This window comes from Pedobacter sp. AK013, from assembly GCF_014205835.1.
GTDB lineage: Bacteria > Bacteroidota > Bacteroidia > Sphingobacteriales > Sphingobacteriaceae > Pedobacter.
Genome location: NZ_JACHCQ010000008.1, coordinates 1 through 16,516, shown reverse-complemented (window position 1 = coordinate 16,516; position 16,516 = coordinate 1). Strand labels below are relative to the sequence as shown.

Here is a 16,516-nt window from a genome sequence, read left to right as displayed (position 1 = left end):
AAGACATGAAAAAAAATCACAGAATAATACTATTCCATGTCATTTTTTGGTTGGTGTATATGCTGATAAGTACCCTTATTGAATTTGCCCTTAATCCGAAAGACTATGCATTTAGTATCGGAGATTTTTTCTTTAGCCAGTTTGCCAATATCTGTACCTTCTACCTATGCATTTTTGTATTCGCTAAATATGTCAGTCCGTTAAAAATCATTCCTCTGATAATTGCGATAATTGCTGTTTACCTGTTTTCATATGTACACTGGTTTGTAACAGCGTACCATATCCGGCCTTTGATAAAAGCCAATGGCGGGCCCACCACCACTTTTCATGTTTGGACGTTTGCAATTGCCGTTCTTTGGCTATATATCAAATATTCATTTTTTGCGTTCGGGTATTATTACTCCAACGAAACCATTAAACATCAAAAAAGGCTTCGCATTATCGAAAAAGAAAAGCACCACGCGGAGTATGCCTTCCTCAGAGCCCAGATCAATCCCCATTTTTTAAACAATACGCTTAATTTTTTCTATGCTAAATCATTGCCGCTGTCTTCAGAACTGGCCGACGGAATTATGGCGCTGAGTGAGATCATGCACTATTCTTTAAAACAGGACAGGGAGGACGAGACCACATTGATCGAAGAAGAGATTGCACACATCAGGAATGTGATCAACATTAATCAGCTCCGTTTTAATCATGAACTGCAAGTACTTTTCGAGGTACATGGCCGTACTGCAAATGCACGTATTATCCCCCTGATCCTGATTACCATCGTCGAGAATGTATTAAAACACGGTAATTGTACCGATGAGTCAAACCCAGCGAAAATCATCCTGAACATTAGTGAAGAGGGAGGTTATGTACAGTTGAAAACCTATAACGCAAAGAAAAAAGGCCCTAAAGAATTATCCAGTGGCATAGGCATGGAAAATATCAGAAAACGGTTAAGCCATCATTACGGAAAAGACTATGTGCTCTCTATCCAAGAAACAGAAACTGATTACACGTTTGAAATGACTTTATATCAGATCTACCACAACAAGGCAACAGCATACAATACCAACAATCACTCCACTTTATTTCAGCCAGTAAGCACTAAACCACAATATCCTTTAACATGATAAACTGTATTATTGTTGACGATGAAGCGCATGCTATAGAAGTTTTACAGCATTATATCAAATCTATTCCCCAGCTTAACCTGATCGCCAGTTTTACAAAACCCATGGAAGCGATTACTTTTTTGAATGGTCAGCAGGTAGACCTAATATTCTTGGATATCCATATGCCGGAAATATCAGGAATAGAATTCATTCAAACCATCCGCCATGAAAATTATCATTTTATTCTGACCACGGCATACCGCGAATTTGCTCCCGATGGATTTGATCTCGACGTGGTCGATTACCTCATTAAACCCATCCCCCTGACCCGATTTTTGCAGGCTGTTACAAAAGCCCAAAAGGCAATCAGCCAATCAAAAACAAATTTGATTAAAGATTCGATAGAAACAGATTATTTCATGGTTAAAGGGCAGATCAAAGGTAAGATGATCAAAATAAATCTCATCGATATTGATTATATCGAAGGCATGAAAAATTATGTTGCTTTCCATCACAACGGTATCCGTACCATAGCTCTGACAACCATGAAGGACATCGAGGGAAAATTGCCTGAACAATATTTTATCCGGGTTCAAAAATCATTCATCATCGCATTAAATAAAATTACTGCTCTTGACGGTAACCGGGTTATTCTTAAAAATATTTCATCAGAAATTTTAATTGGCGAAACCTATAAGCAACACTTCATGGAAACAATCAAGAAAAAGCAGATTATATAGTTCCTTCTTTACATTTAAGTAAATCAAACTTGATTGCGAGGAGGCTTTGGATCGTCTAGAGACATCTCTTTAAGGAAAAGTTCTTTTTAAAGCGGGCCGTTGTTATCAGCATTCCCGATAAGGGGAATATTTCGTAGCTCACTACCAGCCTTGGGCTAAAATACAATGTCCTTTCACTAGACCAATCTTACCTGATCGGTACACCCTCCAATAATCCAATGGCAAATACGCTTCGATTTGGCTTGCAGGCAAATTTTGGCAACAGAAAGCAGTATAATCTATTCACAGTGTGAGCTCGCCTGTGATTATGTCATTTTGCCGGGAATAATACCCATACATAAGGGTAAGAGATTAGTGCTAGGTCAGATTAGGGTTAAAAGTAGTAGGGATTTGTGAGAAAATATAAGAGCTGCCCATTTGGACAGCTCTTAATTCATTTGAAAGATAAGTTATTATTTTGCTAAAACCATTGCATTTTGTTCTGCTTCCATAATTGCTTCAGAAGCATATGATTCTGATTTAAGACTGGCAAAGTCAGCTAATTTTACATTTTTCATGTTGCTTGCAATCATTGTACTTTGATCGGCAGTACCATTTAATTTTAATACCGCATCATCCTTAACGATGGTATATAAACTGCCTGTGGTAGTTTTAATTTTCGCTGTAGCACTTTGGCCCAAAAATAACTGCAGGTATTTTACATCAAAATTATTGCTGGTAACCACAACCGATTGTCCGTAAGCTTCAATTCTTTCCAAATCTTTTACGGTAATGCTCAGCGTTACCTGACTTGTTTCCAATGAATTGATAAATAAGGTTTTTCCATCAGTTGATACTGAAGTTTTTGCAGCATCATAGTTGCTCGCACCCTCTACATTTTGCTTGTCACCTTGGGTTAAGACGATTTTCACATTCCCGCTCACCCAGATCCTGTTGAATTTTGATAATGAAGAAGTTTTTGTTTCTGCTTTAACGGGCTCTGTGGCAAATGTTGCCATGGCTGATGAGGTTAATACTACTGCTGTTAATGCTGCTGCGAATATTGTTTTTGCTAGAGTTTTCATATCTTTTATATTTTAGGTTTTTGCTATTGTTTGTTATTAAGACGCAGCTATACAGCAAACGTTGCAGGCAAAAACCCGGTATTATACCAGCGTTGGTAACCACTAGACCAACGCCTGTAATTTCTAGACGAACCGTTGCGAATTCTATAGCCAGATATGCATAAATCGAGCATTTGTGTCTATACCTATGTTTTTTGGCCTTTAAAAAATGTGGTGATGTCCATTTTATTCGTCTGTCAACATATCATGAACAGCTTGATTTCTTGAACACATCAGGATATACCTTAAAGGATATAATTTAGCGCGTTGAATTGTTGTTTATACCCTTTAGGGTATATTAATTTTTTCAGCACATTAAAACTAATAAGGGTATAAATAGACCTGCCATATCTTGATCGAACTGACCGACATAGATGTCGGCCAGTTATGATGCAATATCTTCAAATCGCATAAATAAAGCCGCGCTATACCTTCGTTTTTCTTGGGACTTGACAAAGAAAATAGGCCTTAAAGCTAGATCAATTGAATCAAATAATGAATTATTATGGCATTCCTCTGTTCAAACTCCATAATACGTTCTGACTTTCTTACCTGGAGGATTTATGCCACCCACAAGCCGGTTCAACGAAGCATGCCATAAATTTTTCATTGTATCATTGAACCTCTGACTTATCGGCAAGGAAATCGAGTACAATTTTATTAAAAAGGCCTGGGTTTTTCAGTGGTAGATAATGATCCTCACCCGCTATGATTTCTGCTCTCGAACTTTTGATAAGCGCGCGGATCAACATGGTATGTTCGGTTTTTATCACATCAGATTCACCAGCGAGGATAAGTGTAGGCATGCTTATCCTACCCAGGTCATCTGCATTTATCTGCGGTTCCTGCAATACCAATTGAGTGAGTCGCAATTGGTTATTAGATTCTGCATCTTGAAGATTCATCAGGCTATCTCTACGTTTTTCAAACATTCGGACAATATCTTCCTTTATGGCCCTGGTGCCCGGAAAAATATTTGCGCCCATCAGTACCATTTTATCTATTTTTTCAGGGTGTTTCAAGGCAAACTCAATGGCTGTATTTCCCCCATCACTCCAACCCAGTAAACTCGCTTTTTGGATGTGGATGGAATCCATCACCGCCTTTAAGTCATCCGCAAAAAGCCAATAGCTATAGGCAGTTGTATTTCTATTGATGCTGTTGCCATGGCCCCGGGTATCCATGGCAATGACCTGATAATGCTCAGATAGGGGCCCTATCTGGTTTCTGAACGAGCTGATACTCTCACTGTTTCCATGGAGCAGAATGAGTGGACTACCTTTTCCGTATGTTTCATAGTAGATTTCTCCGCCTGCTACCTTGATGCGCTTTCCATTGTTGTTTCCATATAATGCCCTGGATATCTCCGGATCAACTTTCGTTGTTTCATCCAGGTTTTCCTCTTTTTGTTCTTCTTCTTCAACTTTTTTTGTTTTCATGGTTGACACTTCTATGCCAATAAGCAAATGGGAACTGGAAACTTTTTGCCATGTCGCTTCACTTTTCATTCTGTAAAGGCTTGAGCGCAATGGGTTGGGGAATGAAGGTATAAAAAATGCCTGCCTGCTCGTATCTCCGGGTAAAGACTGGAGTTCAAGAATGGATAAGGAGACGGCAATTTCTTTTCTTCCCTTTATCTCTATCTGATAAGGACGCAAATCTATGGTCTGAACCTTTGGCATTCCCTGCTCAGATGAGCCAGACACATCGAACACTACATCTTTATCCAGCAAAGAGTGATCGGGAATTCCATTTTTAATTCCGTATACATTCAATCTAAGCTTTATCCTTTTAAAATGTCTTCTGTTAATGCCGAAGTTAAGTTTCCTTAAGTAAACATCCGGGCCTATTTTGAGAATAGTTGCCTGCTCACGGCCCTTTTCGTCACTAAATTTAGGTATTGTTTTGTACATTGCAGGAAAGAAAACAAGATTAGCCGACCAGCGTCCATAGCTTTTCATTTTTCTCACCTCAGCCTTGATCTTTACCGTTTTAAGCTGCAGCGGTAGTTCTTTTAACATAATGGTCTTGTTCCCGCTTAAAAATTGCTCGAGATCCATCTTTACAGTGTGGAAACCAATTGCAGAAAAAATGAGCGAATCTGTTTTTGAGATTTCATCTTGGCGATAGCTCAGGATGTAACGCCCTAAAGAATCAGAAACAGTACCGATAGCCTTGTTTTTAATGCCAATACTGACAAAAGGAACTGGCAGCCCGGTGAGTGCGTTTATAGTTTCCCCTGGTAATTCTTGGCTCTGGGCCCGAACTTTAATTGCAAAAAGAAAAAAAGAAGCGAGGATAAAAAGGACAGAAATTTTTAATGTAGCATATCGGGAAGTGATATTTTTTTGCATATTGAAGGACGTTTCAATAAAGATGAGATGTATGCTAAAAAGGTTGCAAGCATATGAATTTTTAGCATCTTGTATTCCAAAAAACACGCTGTGGGATAGTGTTGTCTAAATAGAATCCTAAAAAAGCAGAATAGCCATGAAAACTATATTGAAACTGCCGCTGATTTTTGTGATACTTATCGCTTCACTAACAATAGTAAACCACAACATGCTGACATACAGAGAATTACAAAAAAATAGCAATTTTCGACTCACTAAAATTAACCATTCAAAATGGTCGAAAACAAGTCTTAATGTGCTATAAAAAACCAAAACAAAGTCTTGAAAATCAACGATTTGCGTGACAGTGTTCTGGTTTGAATCTAAGGAAGTGGTCCCGACGAGAATCGAACTCATATCTAAAGTTTAGGAAACTTCTATTCTATCCGTTGAACTACGGGACCAATATTATTCTAAAACAAAGAAATTCAATGCAATAGAATGATTATCAATTAATTAAATGCTAATCACAGCTTTTAAGGCTTAGTTCATATTTTATTAATTGCTGCAAATATATCAATTTATATCAAAAGTTTATGATCATTTTGCCTCATCTGATGCCCCAAATTTTCATACACAAATCATTGTTTAAATTAAGATAGAACATTATTTATTAAACATTCAATACCAATTCTTTTTAAATCAATGCCGTAGTAATAACTTTATAGCGGGGGTTAAATAGCTCCGCTATAATATGGAATACTCGTTGATAATAGAACCAATAACCGGTATTAATGCCAATCTAGATTTAATTGCTAAATATCATAACGGTACTAAAATACTCCTTAACCCCAATCAAGAAAACAAAGTTAAAACACAGGTGGACTTAAAGCTAATGTTTGCCACCGATAATAATGGTGAATCAAAGATTGTAAACGATTACCATTATGGTAAGATTGTGGCAGAAACTTTACCAGATGTAAACCATGCTGGAAATTTACTGGTTTTAGCAAGGAATATGATGGATATAGATTGGCTCTACTATCAAAACCATACAGCAGAAACAATAGAGGGATCGGATATAAATCTTCATTCAGAACTAGAGCAACTCTTGAAGGATCTGAAAGTTTTAAAACTGCAGACCGCAAGTGATGGGATTTTACAGACCAAGGTTAAGCTTCGTGAACTAAGAAAAGTCGGTAAAAGTGAAGTTCCATATGATGTTGAAGATATGGGAGTAACGGTATACAACTTACATGAAAACAAGGAAATTGTAACGCTGCTTTTAAATAATAGACTTAAGCTGATATCTGAATTGGACTATTTGTATGTTCCGTTAATAGACACAACGCCAAACGAATGGAAAATCTCTGACATTGATGAACTATTGGCATATCTTAAACAGCCTTTTCCTGATTACAGAGCGAAATGGTTATTCGGTCGATACGCAACACAAACAATATTGACATACTTAAAAGGCGAAATGGATTGGAATCAGGGCGATGTTGAAGTTACCCAAAATCAAGGCGTCCTAATATATACACTTTTATTACTTTTTGGGGTTGTTCATTTGGATATAGATGAGGCCAATAATCCTAAGTACAAATCAGACCGTGATAAAGCCAAACTTATCCGCTCATTTCTTCGACAGGATCTAAAAGATAAGGAGGTTGAGTTCTATAATCTCATGTTTACTCCATTCTTAAATAAAATTTAATCGACTGATTATCAGTTGACACAGATTTCTAAAAAGGTAATTTTCTGTGGCTTTTTTCATTGGTGGATAATTGTACCAGAAAGCGAGACGGACGGGTTCGCTAAGTACAAAACAAACATAAATAAAAAAGACAATGAAAAATTTTCTTAAAGCTTTGCAAGCTAAAAATGCTGAAAAAAAAGGTACAGTAAATGAAGTGAATGAGACTTTATTCTTTACTGAAAACAATGTAAATGGCTTCTTTTCTAAAGAAGATTTTGCGAATTATTTTAATGCATCGAGTGATAGTGAACGTGATCATTTGGATAAATCTCTAGATGCAATATCCGAGGGTGCCAAATTGAATGAAATCCTAAAAAGCTCATTTGATAAAAATGATGGCCATGAAATAATGTGGCTAAAAGCTAAATTCCCAAATGCCGATTTACCACCAATGAGAATACTCTTTGATGATAGGATGCTAAGATTCTTTAAAACCTATCAAAAAAGCGAATTACGTTTCAACTTAAGCCTTGAAAAGCTTTTAATCATTGCAGGTGTAATCCCAGTCGAGGAACAAGCCTAATTCTTACGGGGGAAGCGATTGCTTCCCCCATTATTCTAAGCAACTTCTATAAATGTAAAATATGCGACAGGCAACGCATGGGAATCTTATTGCCAAAATATTATGAAAACTATCACACATAAAATAAATAAAAACCAATACTTAAGTCAAATTGAACCATTCAAGTCAAAAGGAATACCAAGCAATATAATACTATTCAAAGAATTGCCTGGATGTGGTGCAACAAGGTGCGAAATTGAGTTCCCTCGACACAGCATAATTGTCGAACCAAATGTACCCGTAATCAAAGGGAAGAAGAAACAATTTGGCAAGCTAGTGTGTGGAATATTTGAAGGAGTAAAAACAGATCATATATTAGAGTATTTAGAAAATGATGTGGAATTTAAAAAGCTAATTGTGACACCAGAATCATTTTGGAAGGTAAAAGAAGCGATCGAAGATTCTAAATTCAAACTTTACGCTGACTTCTTCTTATTGTTTGATGAATGCGAAAAGATAATCCAAGATGTTAGCTATAGATCTGATATATCATTGCCGATGGAAGACTTTTTTCAATTCCAAAATAAAGCGTTTGTGTCTGCAACTCCAATTTTACCAAGCGATCCTAGATTTGTTAACAACAAATTTAAAATACATACAGTCCAGCCCACTTTCAAATATGCACAACATCTCCAACTAATTTGCACCAATAACATCATTTATTCAATTGATCGTTACATAAAACAAAATCCAAGTGACAAATACTTCATTTTCTTTAATAGCACAGATACCATCCACGAGGTCATTGATAAAATGAAGATTATGAATGAGAGTATGATATTTTGTGCAGATAAGAGCCGAAAAAAGCTTATTGCTAACGATTATAAAAGAACTCAAGTGATGACTGATATTAGCACTTTCAAGAAATACAATTTCTTTACCTCTCGATTTTTTTCTGCTGTCGATATTAATTATGAGCTTTTCAAATGTGATCCAACGATCATTTTAGTAACAGATGTTGTATCCGCGGAGCACTCTATGCTCGATCCATCTACTGAGGCAGTACAAATTCAGGGCAGATTTCGAGAAACAGAAGACAACCCTATAACGAGAAAGATAATCCACATAGCTAACATTAAACCTGATTACACATCATTATCAAAATCCGAAGTAATTGAATATCTAAACGAATGCCATACCATTTATAAAGCTGTTCATAGATTCCACAGTTCAGCAACTACACCATCTGCAAAGGATGTACTCTCGCAGGTTCTTGAACGAATAGACTATGCCAAGTACTTAAAAAAAGGTACTATGGAAAGAAACTTTGATATGATTGACAATCTGATTTTCGAAGAGCAAGTTAAAGGGATTTACCAAAGTGCTAATCGATTGAAAACAGCGTATCAATTGTGTTCACATTTTCTTGTGGATTTTCAGGAAGAAAAATATTCTTTTTCAGATGAAGACCGTAAAAAGGCTACAGACAAAAACACACGATTAAAAAGCCTATATACAATAATCGGTGAAGGATTAAAGCACCTCCATGATCGCCAAAGCAAAGGCCATGTATCAGACTTTGAATATGCGAATGAGATTGCAAACTTTCAGATAGACTTTCCCGATCAAATGGCTATTATAAATAAATATGGTATCGATAATTCTTATAAAGTTGGATTTAACATTTACCAGATAAAAGCGATACTAATAAAGGAGCAAAAGAAAGTCGACCACTTCGGCATGATGACATTTATACACCAACAGTTAAAAGTCGGTAAAGTCTACACCTCCAACAAGCTCACGTCAATTCTTCGTGAAGGCTTAACAAACAACAAAATTGGTTTCCAAAACGCCACTCTACAGTATCTCAGGAAGAATTTTGCCGAAATAAGCGATCCGAGAGATCGTGTATATATGGGTAAGAATGAAAACGGTAAGGACATTAGAGGATATAAAATTCTTAGATTCCTAGACAAAGGTTTAGATTAATAGTTTTTAACGTGCAGTTTTGAAAAAAAGCTAACTCTATATGACCTGATTTAGAAACTGTACGTTTGTTCTAGAAATCACGTAAGCGATAAATATAGCTTCCCATTTAAAAATATTTTTTTTCTAATTTCAACTAGCCACTTAAATTGAACTCTGTACACCGCATTTACTGGGTGTATCATATCAAACCCCCGTACCTTGCTCTAAGGGGAGATACAATGATTTCCAACTTTACCTCAGAAAAACCAAGTCTGAACGTCGAACAAGGAGCCTAGCTAAAACCACCACTTTGAATTTAAAAACTGATGGATTACGACTTATCATTTACCAAAACAACACTTTATACCGATACGACATTTTAACTATAAAAGGATCTAAATAGGGTTAAATCGAATAAAAATCCTTAGCAATACAACTATATCAAAATCGACAATAACACAATGCACCGTCTGAAAATGGTGCATTTCCATTTATATACCAATTCAACATAGATGCTTCCAAATGGAGGCATTTTTCATTTAATCCAAGTTTCACATTTAAAATTCTATTAAGATGCAAACAAAAGCAAGAACTGCAAAGACAGTACCAACACAGACACAATTTGTTGTTATAAACGAACAACAAGTATTGGTAAACCAAGAAGTACAAAAAGCATACAATTTAATTGTTGATGCAGCTACCGAACAATTAAGGAAGTTCGACTTAGCCAAATATCGTACCTATGCAACGGTTGACCATGTAAAGAACGAATACAAAAGCAACATGATTTCAGAGCATCTAAACTACTTCTGGAACATTACACTATCCAACAGCAAGGATGGACGATCATTTATATTTATAGATCTTGGTGCTGAAGCCCTAGAACGCTTCGGATCAGGTTTAACGAATATTTTCCTTCGTAAAGCATATGAACTTACCCAATCAAACGACAATACAGGCGGAATCGAATATGCTTTAAGGGTAAACTTTCGGGAAGCGGATCAGCACCACAATTTCTTTTATCGCAGGGTTGCTGAAGGAGAGAATTCGTACGTGAGCTTAGCGACAGTTGACAAGCTTCCATCATAATTTAGGGGCAGAAATGCCCTTAATTTATTATTCAATTACGGTTTCCCATAACATAATACCATCATTGTAAAATAGCTTTGCAATAAGAAGTTATCTGTTTATGTTGGTTTCTGGTAGAAAATCTTTAGGGGAACAATTGAATATTACTGAAAGCTTATCAATATGGTCTAAGTTGTATTTAGACGGAGAATTAGGACTTTCTACCTGCCCTATGAAACCGTTAGAAACATTCAGCTTAAAAGCAAGCTCAGATTGACTAAGATTTGCTTGCTCCCTTAAAGCTTTCGCTTTACTGATTACAAACAATTCTATTTCTGATTTTACCGCCTCTTTAGCCACATACTAAAGAAGAAATTAATTTACAACCCTATACTTAGCAATAACTAAGTATTTATTACTTTTACATTAAATAAGATTCGATATGAAAATTAAATTGATTCTCTCGTTATTGCTCATATTTTGTACGTCTATAACTATGGCGCAAATAGAATTTCCAGTTTATAAGCCCTTACCCCCAATTCAGAGAGTACCACCACCTCCAATACAAACATGGGAACCTCAAAGGCGAGAGAGGATTTCAGAACAACCAGTACAACAGTCAGAAACAAATGTAATAGCTAAGTTCATTATTCAAAAGGCTACCGTGAACGGTAAAGATTATTCTGAACACTATGTTAATAATGAGGCTTGCTTAGTGATCTACACAGAAAAAGACTCAAAAGAGATTTTCTTTGCAAACTATTTACCTCTAATTAAATCGATTAGTACAGGGATGATGATTAATCCTGAACTAAGCAGTAAAGCAGCAACTTCGACGAGTTATAAGACTCAAACATCCAAATTTAAGTGGTCTTTTAGCAATAGTTATGATAGCGTAAAAGGTATAGCGGATGTTCATCTTCTAAAGATATATACTAATGAGGGAACAAGCTTTTCCTGTACAATTAGCTCAAAGGACACCTTTCTAAAATTCACTGGTCAAATGGAAAACCCTAACGATAATTAAAATGAAGAATGTAATTTCAGGACTCATAATCTTATTTATGTCTATACTTGAGTCAAATGCACAATCCACAAAGCTTGACGAAAAGAATGGCTTTAACGTATTTGTTCTTGGATCATCCTTAAAAGAAGTGAAAGCAGTTGCGTCGCTTCAAAAACTTAAGGATAATTCCGATAAGAATTATATCTATTACGGAGTAAAGAACCTTGACAAGTATAAGCTAATTGATAACAATTTGAGCAGCATACAACTTGTTTTCGTTAAGGATAGACTATTGGAGATAAATCTTTACCTCTCATATTTTAAGACTGCAAAAGACAAGTTTGTTTCAACCGAACTTGCACAAAAGATTAGTAACGAATACGGCTCTTGGCATGAAAGAGAATTGAGTGCAGTAGACCGATCCTCTGGTTTATCAATGAAGTTTGACATAACTGGTAACAATGTGACATTAATCCGGTACGTTTTTATTCACACATTCGATAACAATACATTTGGTTCTTACGGGGATCGATACTGTTTTATTAGCAACCAAGTTTACAGAGAGGCAGAAAAGCAAAAAGGAAACGGTCTATAAAAACACCTCTTTTAGGAAAAAGTTTAACTCATTTATTCTAATGAAATTTACAGCAGGAGAGCTACCATTCATTTACCAAAGTGAATTTTATAGCATAGCATGGGGAATGGAACATTATGGTTTCTTTATCGATCCACAAGGACGGAAATACAACTATAGAATATCCAAAGATTATCGCTATGCAGTTACCGGTAAATGGAATTGGTTTAAAACCGCCAAAACAGGTGACCCCTCAGATGATACAGTTTATACATGCGAAGAATATGGGACAATAACGCCAAACAACCTATTTGAGAATCTTATGAATTCGGTGGAGTATAAACCGTGGTTTGGATATAAAAAGAAAACCAATATAATAACCGAAGAAATGATAGCGGATCTACTACAGTCACCAATTAAGGATCATGGAGATATTACCTGTGATGCAGGATCATTTACCAATTCTTTATATGTTTATGATGCTGAAATGGGCATTTACAAACGAATTCTATTATCAATGGACGGAGATATTAAAAAAAGTAACCAAAGTATTTATACGCACAATATAGTTAAATGTTTCGGACAGACTCGGCTAAGCTTTCGCTAGACAACCAGAGTTGTTAAAAAGAGAGCCACCTAATGTGGCTCTTACTTTACTTTGTTTTAATTGGAGGTTTCTCCTGTTTCTCTCTCCTCACAGGCGATGCTGAGGGAGGTGGCGGTTTTGGTTTCTCATCTTTAGCCATTATTTATGTGGTTTTATTGGTGGCGGTGTTGGTTTTGGAATTGGTTGATTTCTCTCTCTCTTAACTGGACTTGCAGGTGGAGGTGGTGGTGGAGCCTTAGTTTTAGACATACTATATTGATTTGATGAAACAAATTAGGATTAGAAGTGCAAGACCAATGCTAAGTGATATACATATCGAAAGCTTTGCATAGAACAATGAATTTCCGCGAGTGTCATTTACAGCTGTATTGTTATTATTACAATCTAAGTACCACTCAATAGCCCTATCTTTCAAATTATCCATTAAAACTTCCTCAGACGTTTCAGGATAATTCTCTTTGGCATATTGTTCTAAAGCCTTAAAGTCGCCATTATAAACAGTATTACTGTCAGGAAAGGAGCAATAACGTCTTTTAAATCCGAAATAGACTACAAATAAGAAAATTAAAGTAACTACCAAAGCAATCAGCAATAAGATAACTAGGATCCATTTAATTGTGACTAAAGAACAGTTAATACCGATTAAACTAGAATCGCTAACCACAAAGTACGACCCAGCAAACAAAGCCGATAATACTGTAATAGGAGTACCTAATGAACTTTCAAAATCTTCTTTGCGCTTCTGCTCATATTCATACTTATCTCTCAATAAGGAAATTACGTAATCTTTACTAGTATCCATAAAGCTAAAATTACGAAACTGATTGTACTGTTTGGCTTCATTTTATCAACATTTAATCATTCCTAAGAGTAATCCATTCACTCAAAAAGTGGCTTAAGTGAGGAATGGATTCCTTTAGTCATTGGATTTGGTACTATGGCAACGATCAGCATTCTTTTAAGTTTCTGCGGTTACTTTTAGTCAGTGGTGCATCGGTGGGGCACTACTAAACCGATAGGAAGATAGGAATTCCGCACTGTCTAAGCTCACGAAAAACAGCACGCCATCGCTACACTCTGTCATGGTTTTTCTTTTGAGCAAGCGGAGTGCTGCATGAGCCTTCTCTCTATCTTTATCTAGGATTTGCTTCGCTTTATCCTGGATAAATCTAGTCAGGCTCCACTTTTCAGCTCACCTGCGCAATCGAAAATGCTGCACAACTGTCACGATATTTGGTGCAAATATCTCGCCAGTTGCTTGTGTAAAGAACATAGATCGAACCTCATTGCTACGCAATTACCAGTTCTCACACATTTTCTCAGTTCGCAAGCGGTGAGCGCTTGTACAAGTGTATTAATAGCATATATTTGTTTTACATCTTAATCATAGATATCATGACTCTAAAATATCTCGTTCTCACAATAATTGGACTCTCCTTTTTCAATAGTGTAAAAGCACAAATCTCTGACTGTCTAAAATTCAAACAGGGGAAGTTTAATATGATGTATAACGGAAAGTTATTAGTAATAAAACGCGATGCGACCCATCAATATGAATATTATGATGGTTCAACCGTTCCGAATTCTTATAGTATTGAATGGATTAGCAATTGTTCATATACCTTGAAACCTGATGCAGATAACTACAAGAGGTTCCCAAATACCCCCAAAAATGCACTTATTACCGTTAATATAATCAGTTACAGTAGAAACACCTACAAGATAAAGGCTACGTCAAATTTTAGCTCTCAGATACTTAAAAGTGAAATAACAAAAATCAACTAAGGTTTCGTTTTATCTATTTCAAACTATAATATTACGTCATTATTAAGAACTTTACTGCAACGACCTTCGCTCCATACGCGTGTCGGTACGCATACTCACATATGAGTAATTACGGTTTCCCGTATTGAATCTCATTTATTTAGTTAGATCTTTACCCAAATCGATATCAAAATGAAGGCACTATTTACTTCGTTATTAGTGTTTGCTTACTCGTAAACATCAGCTGGCTGTAATGATTTTCATTTGATTTATTAATTTACAGATAAACTAAACTAAGACAAACATGAACGTAACAGGAACATTTGCGATTACTTGTGACCATTGTGAAACGGAACATAAATTCTCACCGGATGAAACAGACTTTGAATCAGAATATTCATCCGAGAGATCGATGGGGGAAGAAATTGGATGGGAATGGAAGTATGAGTTTAATTGTGATAATGCTGAGTGTGCTAAAGAAATAGAAATTGAGTATCAAGTCTGGGAATATCCAGTTGGTGCTTATAATCACGAGATTATTAATGTAAACGGAGCACAAAAGACCGAAAGTTTTCAATATGACTTTCACTAGCCAGCGGATTAGGAAGCCTAGAAATAATTATTGATTGATAATATCAATAGAATAATCGGATTAGCATTAAGATACAATTTAAATAACACTTACAAACATGAACAAATTGCTTGTAAAATCGTCTGGATCTAAAGGAATCTTAGATGACGACTATACTTTGTATGCGGATGGAACAGTTTTGCATGAATATGATAGACACTCTTATCCAGGTGGACAAAATTTAACCGAATTATTAACCATTTCAGACCTTTCTGTTTTAATAAAAGAAAGATTGTACAAAGCATCATCTGAGGAAAACAAAAGTTATATCAGGAAGTTACTTGAGCTCGATGACCTAAACACCTCCCTATAGAATACTTTACTACTGCTATCTAGATAACCTCAACCCAATGGACAGAATTACCCAAAGCTTGATATCAGAGCTTATAATAAATTTAGAACTTCAAAGTGAAGGAGAATCGAAAGACTTTGAACGCCTTTCAAATTACTCCATCATTTCTAACGAGTATAATAAAACATTTGAGATAGATACTATAACAGTTGGTGACGGAAACGACACTGGAATTGATGGTATAGCAATAATCGTAAATGGTCAATTGGTCGAAACTGTTGAAGAAATTAAAGACTTATTGGAAAGGAACAGCTTCCTTGAAGTTACTTACATTTTCATTCAATCTAAAACATCCTCGAGTTTCGACAGCGGAAGCATGGGGACATTCCTTTTTGGTGTAAACGATTTCTTTCAAGACGCACCAAAATTAGTCAGAAATGAAGATATAAAAAGATTTGCCGAGGTTTCGAATTACATTTATGATAATGCGTCGAAGTTTAAAGCAAACCCAACTCTGAAATTATTCTACGTTACCACTGGAAAATGGGTAAATGACACCAATCTAAGAGGTATAATAGACAATGGTGTTAACACCTTGGAACAGACAAATCTTTTTGAGCAAGTTATATTCAATCCATTCGGAGCGAGAGAATTAGCTGCTTCATATCGCAAGACAAAAGAAGCTATAAGCACAACTATAACATTTAATAACAGAATAACACTGCCCAAAATAAATGGTATATCTCAAGCTTATATTGGTTTCCTTCCATTCAGTGAATTTGAAAAAATAGTTTCAGATGCTGAAGGAAATCTATTAAACGTATTTGAAGACAATGTTCGTGATTTTCAAGGCGATAACAATGATGTTAATGGTGGTATTGCCACTACAATTAATAACGAAGATTCTGAAATTTTCAGCGTTATGAATAATGGGGTTACTATCGTTGCAAGTTCAATTTCTCCAACAGGAGTGGAGATTTCGCTGAAATTGACCACCCCGTTTCGGTTTAAACTGACCACCTGTTCCGCGGGAAACTGACCACCTGATTTCGGGCCAAATTGACCA

General features: G+C 36.0%; 17 protein-coding genes and 1 tRNA gene. 13 read left to right on the top strand and 5 right to left on the bottom strand.

From position 1 onward, the window contains the following. Positions 1-5: 5 nt before the first annotated feature. Positions 6-1,121 (top strand): sensor histidine kinase, encoded by a 1,116-nt coding sequence (locus HDC90_RS07395; RefSeq protein WP_184465331.1) that lies wholly within the window; start codon positions 6-8, stop codon positions 1,119-1,121. Continuing rightward, positions 1,118-1,843, top strand: a complete 726-nt coding sequence (locus HDC90_RS07390; RefSeq protein ID WP_184465330.1) for a LytTR family DNA-binding domain-containing protein — start codon at positions 1,118-1,120, stop codon at positions 1,841-1,843. The genes HDC90_RS07395 and HDC90_RS07390 overlap by 4 nt, the downstream gene beginning before the upstream one ends. A gap of 452 nt (positions 1,844-2,295) precedes the next feature. Here HDC90_RS07390 and HDC90_RS07385 read toward each other — a convergent pair whose 3' ends face one another. The 3 genes from HDC90_RS07385 to HDC90_RS07375 form a co-directional block, all read right to left on the bottom strand. Then, entirely contained in the window at positions 2,296-2,907 is a 612-nt protein-coding gene (locus HDC90_RS07385) for a GIN domain-containing protein (RefSeq protein ID WP_184465329.1), read from the bottom strand. 653 nt (positions 2,908-3,560) lie between these two features. Further along, a complete protein-coding gene (locus tag HDC90_RS07380) occupies positions 3,561-5,300 on the bottom strand; it encodes an alpha/beta fold hydrolase (RefSeq protein ID WP_184465328.1) in 1,740 nt (579 codons plus the stop codon). Positions 5,301-5,671: 371 nt separating this feature from the next. After that, positions 5,672-5,743, bottom strand: a tRNA-Arg gene (locus HDC90_RS07375). A 290-nt stretch (positions 5,744-6,033) separates the two neighbouring features. On the opposite strand from HDC90_RS07375, the gene HDC90_RS07370 reads away from it, so the two are divergent. The 4 genes from HDC90_RS07370 to HDC90_RS07355 all read left to right on the top strand — a co-directional run bounded on the left by HDC90_RS07370 (position 6,034) and on the right by HDC90_RS07355 (position 10,597). Continuing rightward, positions 6,034-6,996, top strand: a complete 963-nt coding sequence (locus tag HDC90_RS07370) for a hypothetical protein (RefSeq protein WP_184465327.1) — start codon at positions 6,034-6,036, stop codon at positions 6,994-6,996. 133 nt (positions 6,997-7,129) lie between these two features. Next, the gene (locus HDC90_RS07365; protein WP_184465326.1) at positions 7,130-7,561 is read left to right on the top strand and encodes a hypothetical protein; all 432 of its coding nucleotides are present in this window, start codon (positions 7,130-7,132) and stop codon (positions 7,559-7,561) included. A 102-nt stretch (positions 7,562-7,663) separates the two neighbouring features. After that, positions 7,664-9,529 carry a hypothetical protein gene (locus HDC90_RS07360; RefSeq protein ID WP_184465325.1) on the top strand — a complete coding sequence of 622 codons (1,866 nt, stop codon included), beginning with the start codon at positions 7,664-7,666 and terminating at the stop codon, positions 9,527-9,529. Between the two features lie 552 nt (positions 9,530-10,081). After that, on the top strand, positions 10,082-10,597 hold the full coding sequence (locus HDC90_RS07355) for a hypothetical protein (RefSeq protein WP_184465324.1): 516 nt from the start codon (positions 10,082-10,084) through the stop codon (positions 10,595-10,597). A gap of 90 nt (positions 10,598-10,687) precedes the next feature. On the opposite strand, the gene HDC90_RS07350 is transcribed toward HDC90_RS07355, so the two are convergent. Beyond that, a complete protein-coding gene (locus tag HDC90_RS07350; RefSeq protein ID WP_184465323.1) occupies positions 10,688-10,936 on the bottom strand; it encodes a helix-turn-helix transcriptional regulator in 249 nt (82 codons plus the stop codon). A gap of 82 nt (positions 10,937-11,018) precedes the next feature. Here HDC90_RS07350 and HDC90_RS07345 point away from each other — a divergent pair, with 82 nt between their 5' ends. The 4 genes from HDC90_RS07345 to HDC90_RS07330 are packed head-to-tail and all read left to right on the top strand — an operon-like array spanning position 11,019 to position 12,966. After that, positions 11,019-11,603 (top strand): hypothetical protein, encoded by a 585-nt coding sequence (locus tag HDC90_RS07345; protein WP_184465322.1) that lies wholly within the window; start codon positions 11,019-11,021, stop codon positions 11,601-11,603. Between the two features lies 1 nt (position 11,604). After that, positions 11,605-12,177 carry a hypothetical protein gene (locus tag HDC90_RS07340; RefSeq protein WP_184465321.1) on the top strand — a complete coding sequence of 191 codons (573 nt, stop codon included), beginning with the start codon at positions 11,605-11,607 and terminating at the stop codon, positions 12,175-12,177. 40 nt (positions 12,178-12,217) lie between these two features. Then, complete coding sequence (locus tag HDC90_RS07335) at positions 12,218-12,763, top strand: hypothetical protein (RefSeq protein WP_184465320.1); 546 nt, start codon at positions 12,218-12,220, stop codon at positions 12,761-12,763. 32 nt (positions 12,764-12,795) lie between these two features. Further along, complete coding sequence (locus HDC90_RS07330; protein WP_184465319.1) at positions 12,796-12,966, top strand: hypothetical protein; 171 nt, start codon at positions 12,796-12,798, stop codon at positions 12,964-12,966. Between the two features lie 47 nt (positions 12,967-13,013). On the opposite strand, the gene HDC90_RS07325 is transcribed toward HDC90_RS07330, so the two are convergent. Continuing rightward, entirely contained in the window at positions 13,014-13,565 is a 552-nt protein-coding gene (locus tag HDC90_RS07325; RefSeq protein ID WP_184465318.1) for a hypothetical protein, read from the bottom strand. A 1,266-nt stretch (positions 13,566-14,831) separates the two neighbouring features. Between HDC90_RS07325 and HDC90_RS07320 the strand changes: the two genes are divergently transcribed. The 3 genes from HDC90_RS07320 to HDC90_RS07310 all read left to right on the top strand — a co-directional run bounded on the left by HDC90_RS07320 (position 14,832) and on the right by HDC90_RS07310 (position 16,489). Then, the gene (locus HDC90_RS07320; RefSeq protein ID WP_184465317.1) at positions 14,832-15,119 is read left to right on the top strand and encodes a hypothetical protein; all 288 of its coding nucleotides are present in this window, start codon (positions 14,832-14,834) and stop codon (positions 15,117-15,119) included. Between the two features lie 97 nt (positions 15,120-15,216). After that, positions 15,217-15,471, top strand: coding sequence for a hypothetical protein (locus HDC90_RS07315; protein ID WP_184465316.1), 255 nt, complete (start codon positions 15,217-15,219; stop codon positions 15,469-15,471). A gap of 37 nt (positions 15,472-15,508) precedes the next feature. Beyond that, on the top strand, positions 15,509-16,489 hold the full coding sequence (locus HDC90_RS07310) for an AIPR family protein (RefSeq protein WP_184465315.1): 981 nt from the start codon (positions 15,509-15,511) through the stop codon (positions 16,487-16,489). Positions 16,490-16,516 lie beyond the last annotated feature (27 nt).

What these genes read in the sequence shown, in the direction of transcription:
- HDC90_RS07395 (WP_184465331.1), top strand. Translation starts at nt 6, where the DNA reads ATGAAAAAAAATCACAGAATAATACTATTCCATGTCATTTTTTGGTTG.
- HDC90_RS07390 (WP_184465330.1), top strand. Translation starts at nt 1,118, where the DNA reads ATGATAAACTGTATTATTGTTGACGATGAAGCGCATGCTATAGAAGTT.
- HDC90_RS07385 (WP_184465329.1), bottom strand. Translation starts at nt 2,907, where the DNA reads ATGAAAACTCTAGCAAAAACAATATTCGCAGCAGCATTAACAGCAGTA.
- HDC90_RS07380 (WP_184465328.1), bottom strand. Translation starts at nt 5,300, where the DNA reads ATGCAAAAAAATATCACTTCCCGATATGCTACATTAAAAATTTCTGTC.
- HDC90_RS07370 (WP_184465327.1), top strand. Translation starts at nt 6,034, where the DNA reads ATGGAATACTCGTTGATAATAGAACCAATAACCGGTATTAATGCCAAT.
- HDC90_RS07365 (WP_184465326.1), top strand. Translation starts at nt 7,130, where the DNA reads ATGAAAAATTTTCTTAAAGCTTTGCAAGCTAAAAATGCTGAAAAAAAA.
- HDC90_RS07360 (WP_184465325.1), top strand. Translation starts at nt 7,664, where the DNA reads ATGAAAACTATCACACATAAAATAAATAAAAACCAATACTTAAGTCAA.
- HDC90_RS07355 (WP_184465324.1), top strand. Translation starts at nt 10,082, where the DNA reads ATGCAAACAAAAGCAAGAACTGCAAAGACAGTACCAACACAGACACAA.
- HDC90_RS07345 (WP_184465322.1), top strand. Translation starts at nt 11,019, where the DNA reads ATGAAAATTAAATTGATTCTCTCGTTATTGCTCATATTTTGTACGTCT.
- HDC90_RS07340 (WP_184465321.1), top strand. Translation starts at nt 11,605, where the DNA reads ATGAAGAATGTAATTTCAGGACTCATAATCTTATTTATGTCTATACTT.
- HDC90_RS07335 (WP_184465320.1), top strand. Translation starts at nt 12,218, where the DNA reads ATGAAATTTACAGCAGGAGAGCTACCATTCATTTACCAAAGTGAATTT.
- HDC90_RS07330 (WP_184465319.1), top strand. Translation starts at nt 12,796, where the DNA reads ATGTGGCTCTTACTTTACTTTGTTTTAATTGGAGGTTTCTCCTGTTTC.
- HDC90_RS07325 (WP_184465318.1), bottom strand. Translation starts at nt 13,565, where the DNA reads ATGGATACTAGTAAAGATTACGTAATTTCCTTATTGAGAGATAAGTAT.
- HDC90_RS07320 (WP_184465317.1), top strand. Translation starts at nt 14,832, where the DNA reads ATGAACGTAACAGGAACATTTGCGATTACTTGTGACCATTGTGAAACG.
- HDC90_RS07315 (WP_184465316.1), top strand. Translation starts at nt 15,217, where the DNA reads ATGAACAAATTGCTTGTAAAATCGTCTGGATCTAAAGGAATCTTAGAT.
- HDC90_RS07310 (WP_184465315.1), top strand. Translation starts at nt 15,509, where the DNA reads ATGGACAGAATTACCCAAAGCTTGATATCAGAGCTTATAATAAATTTA.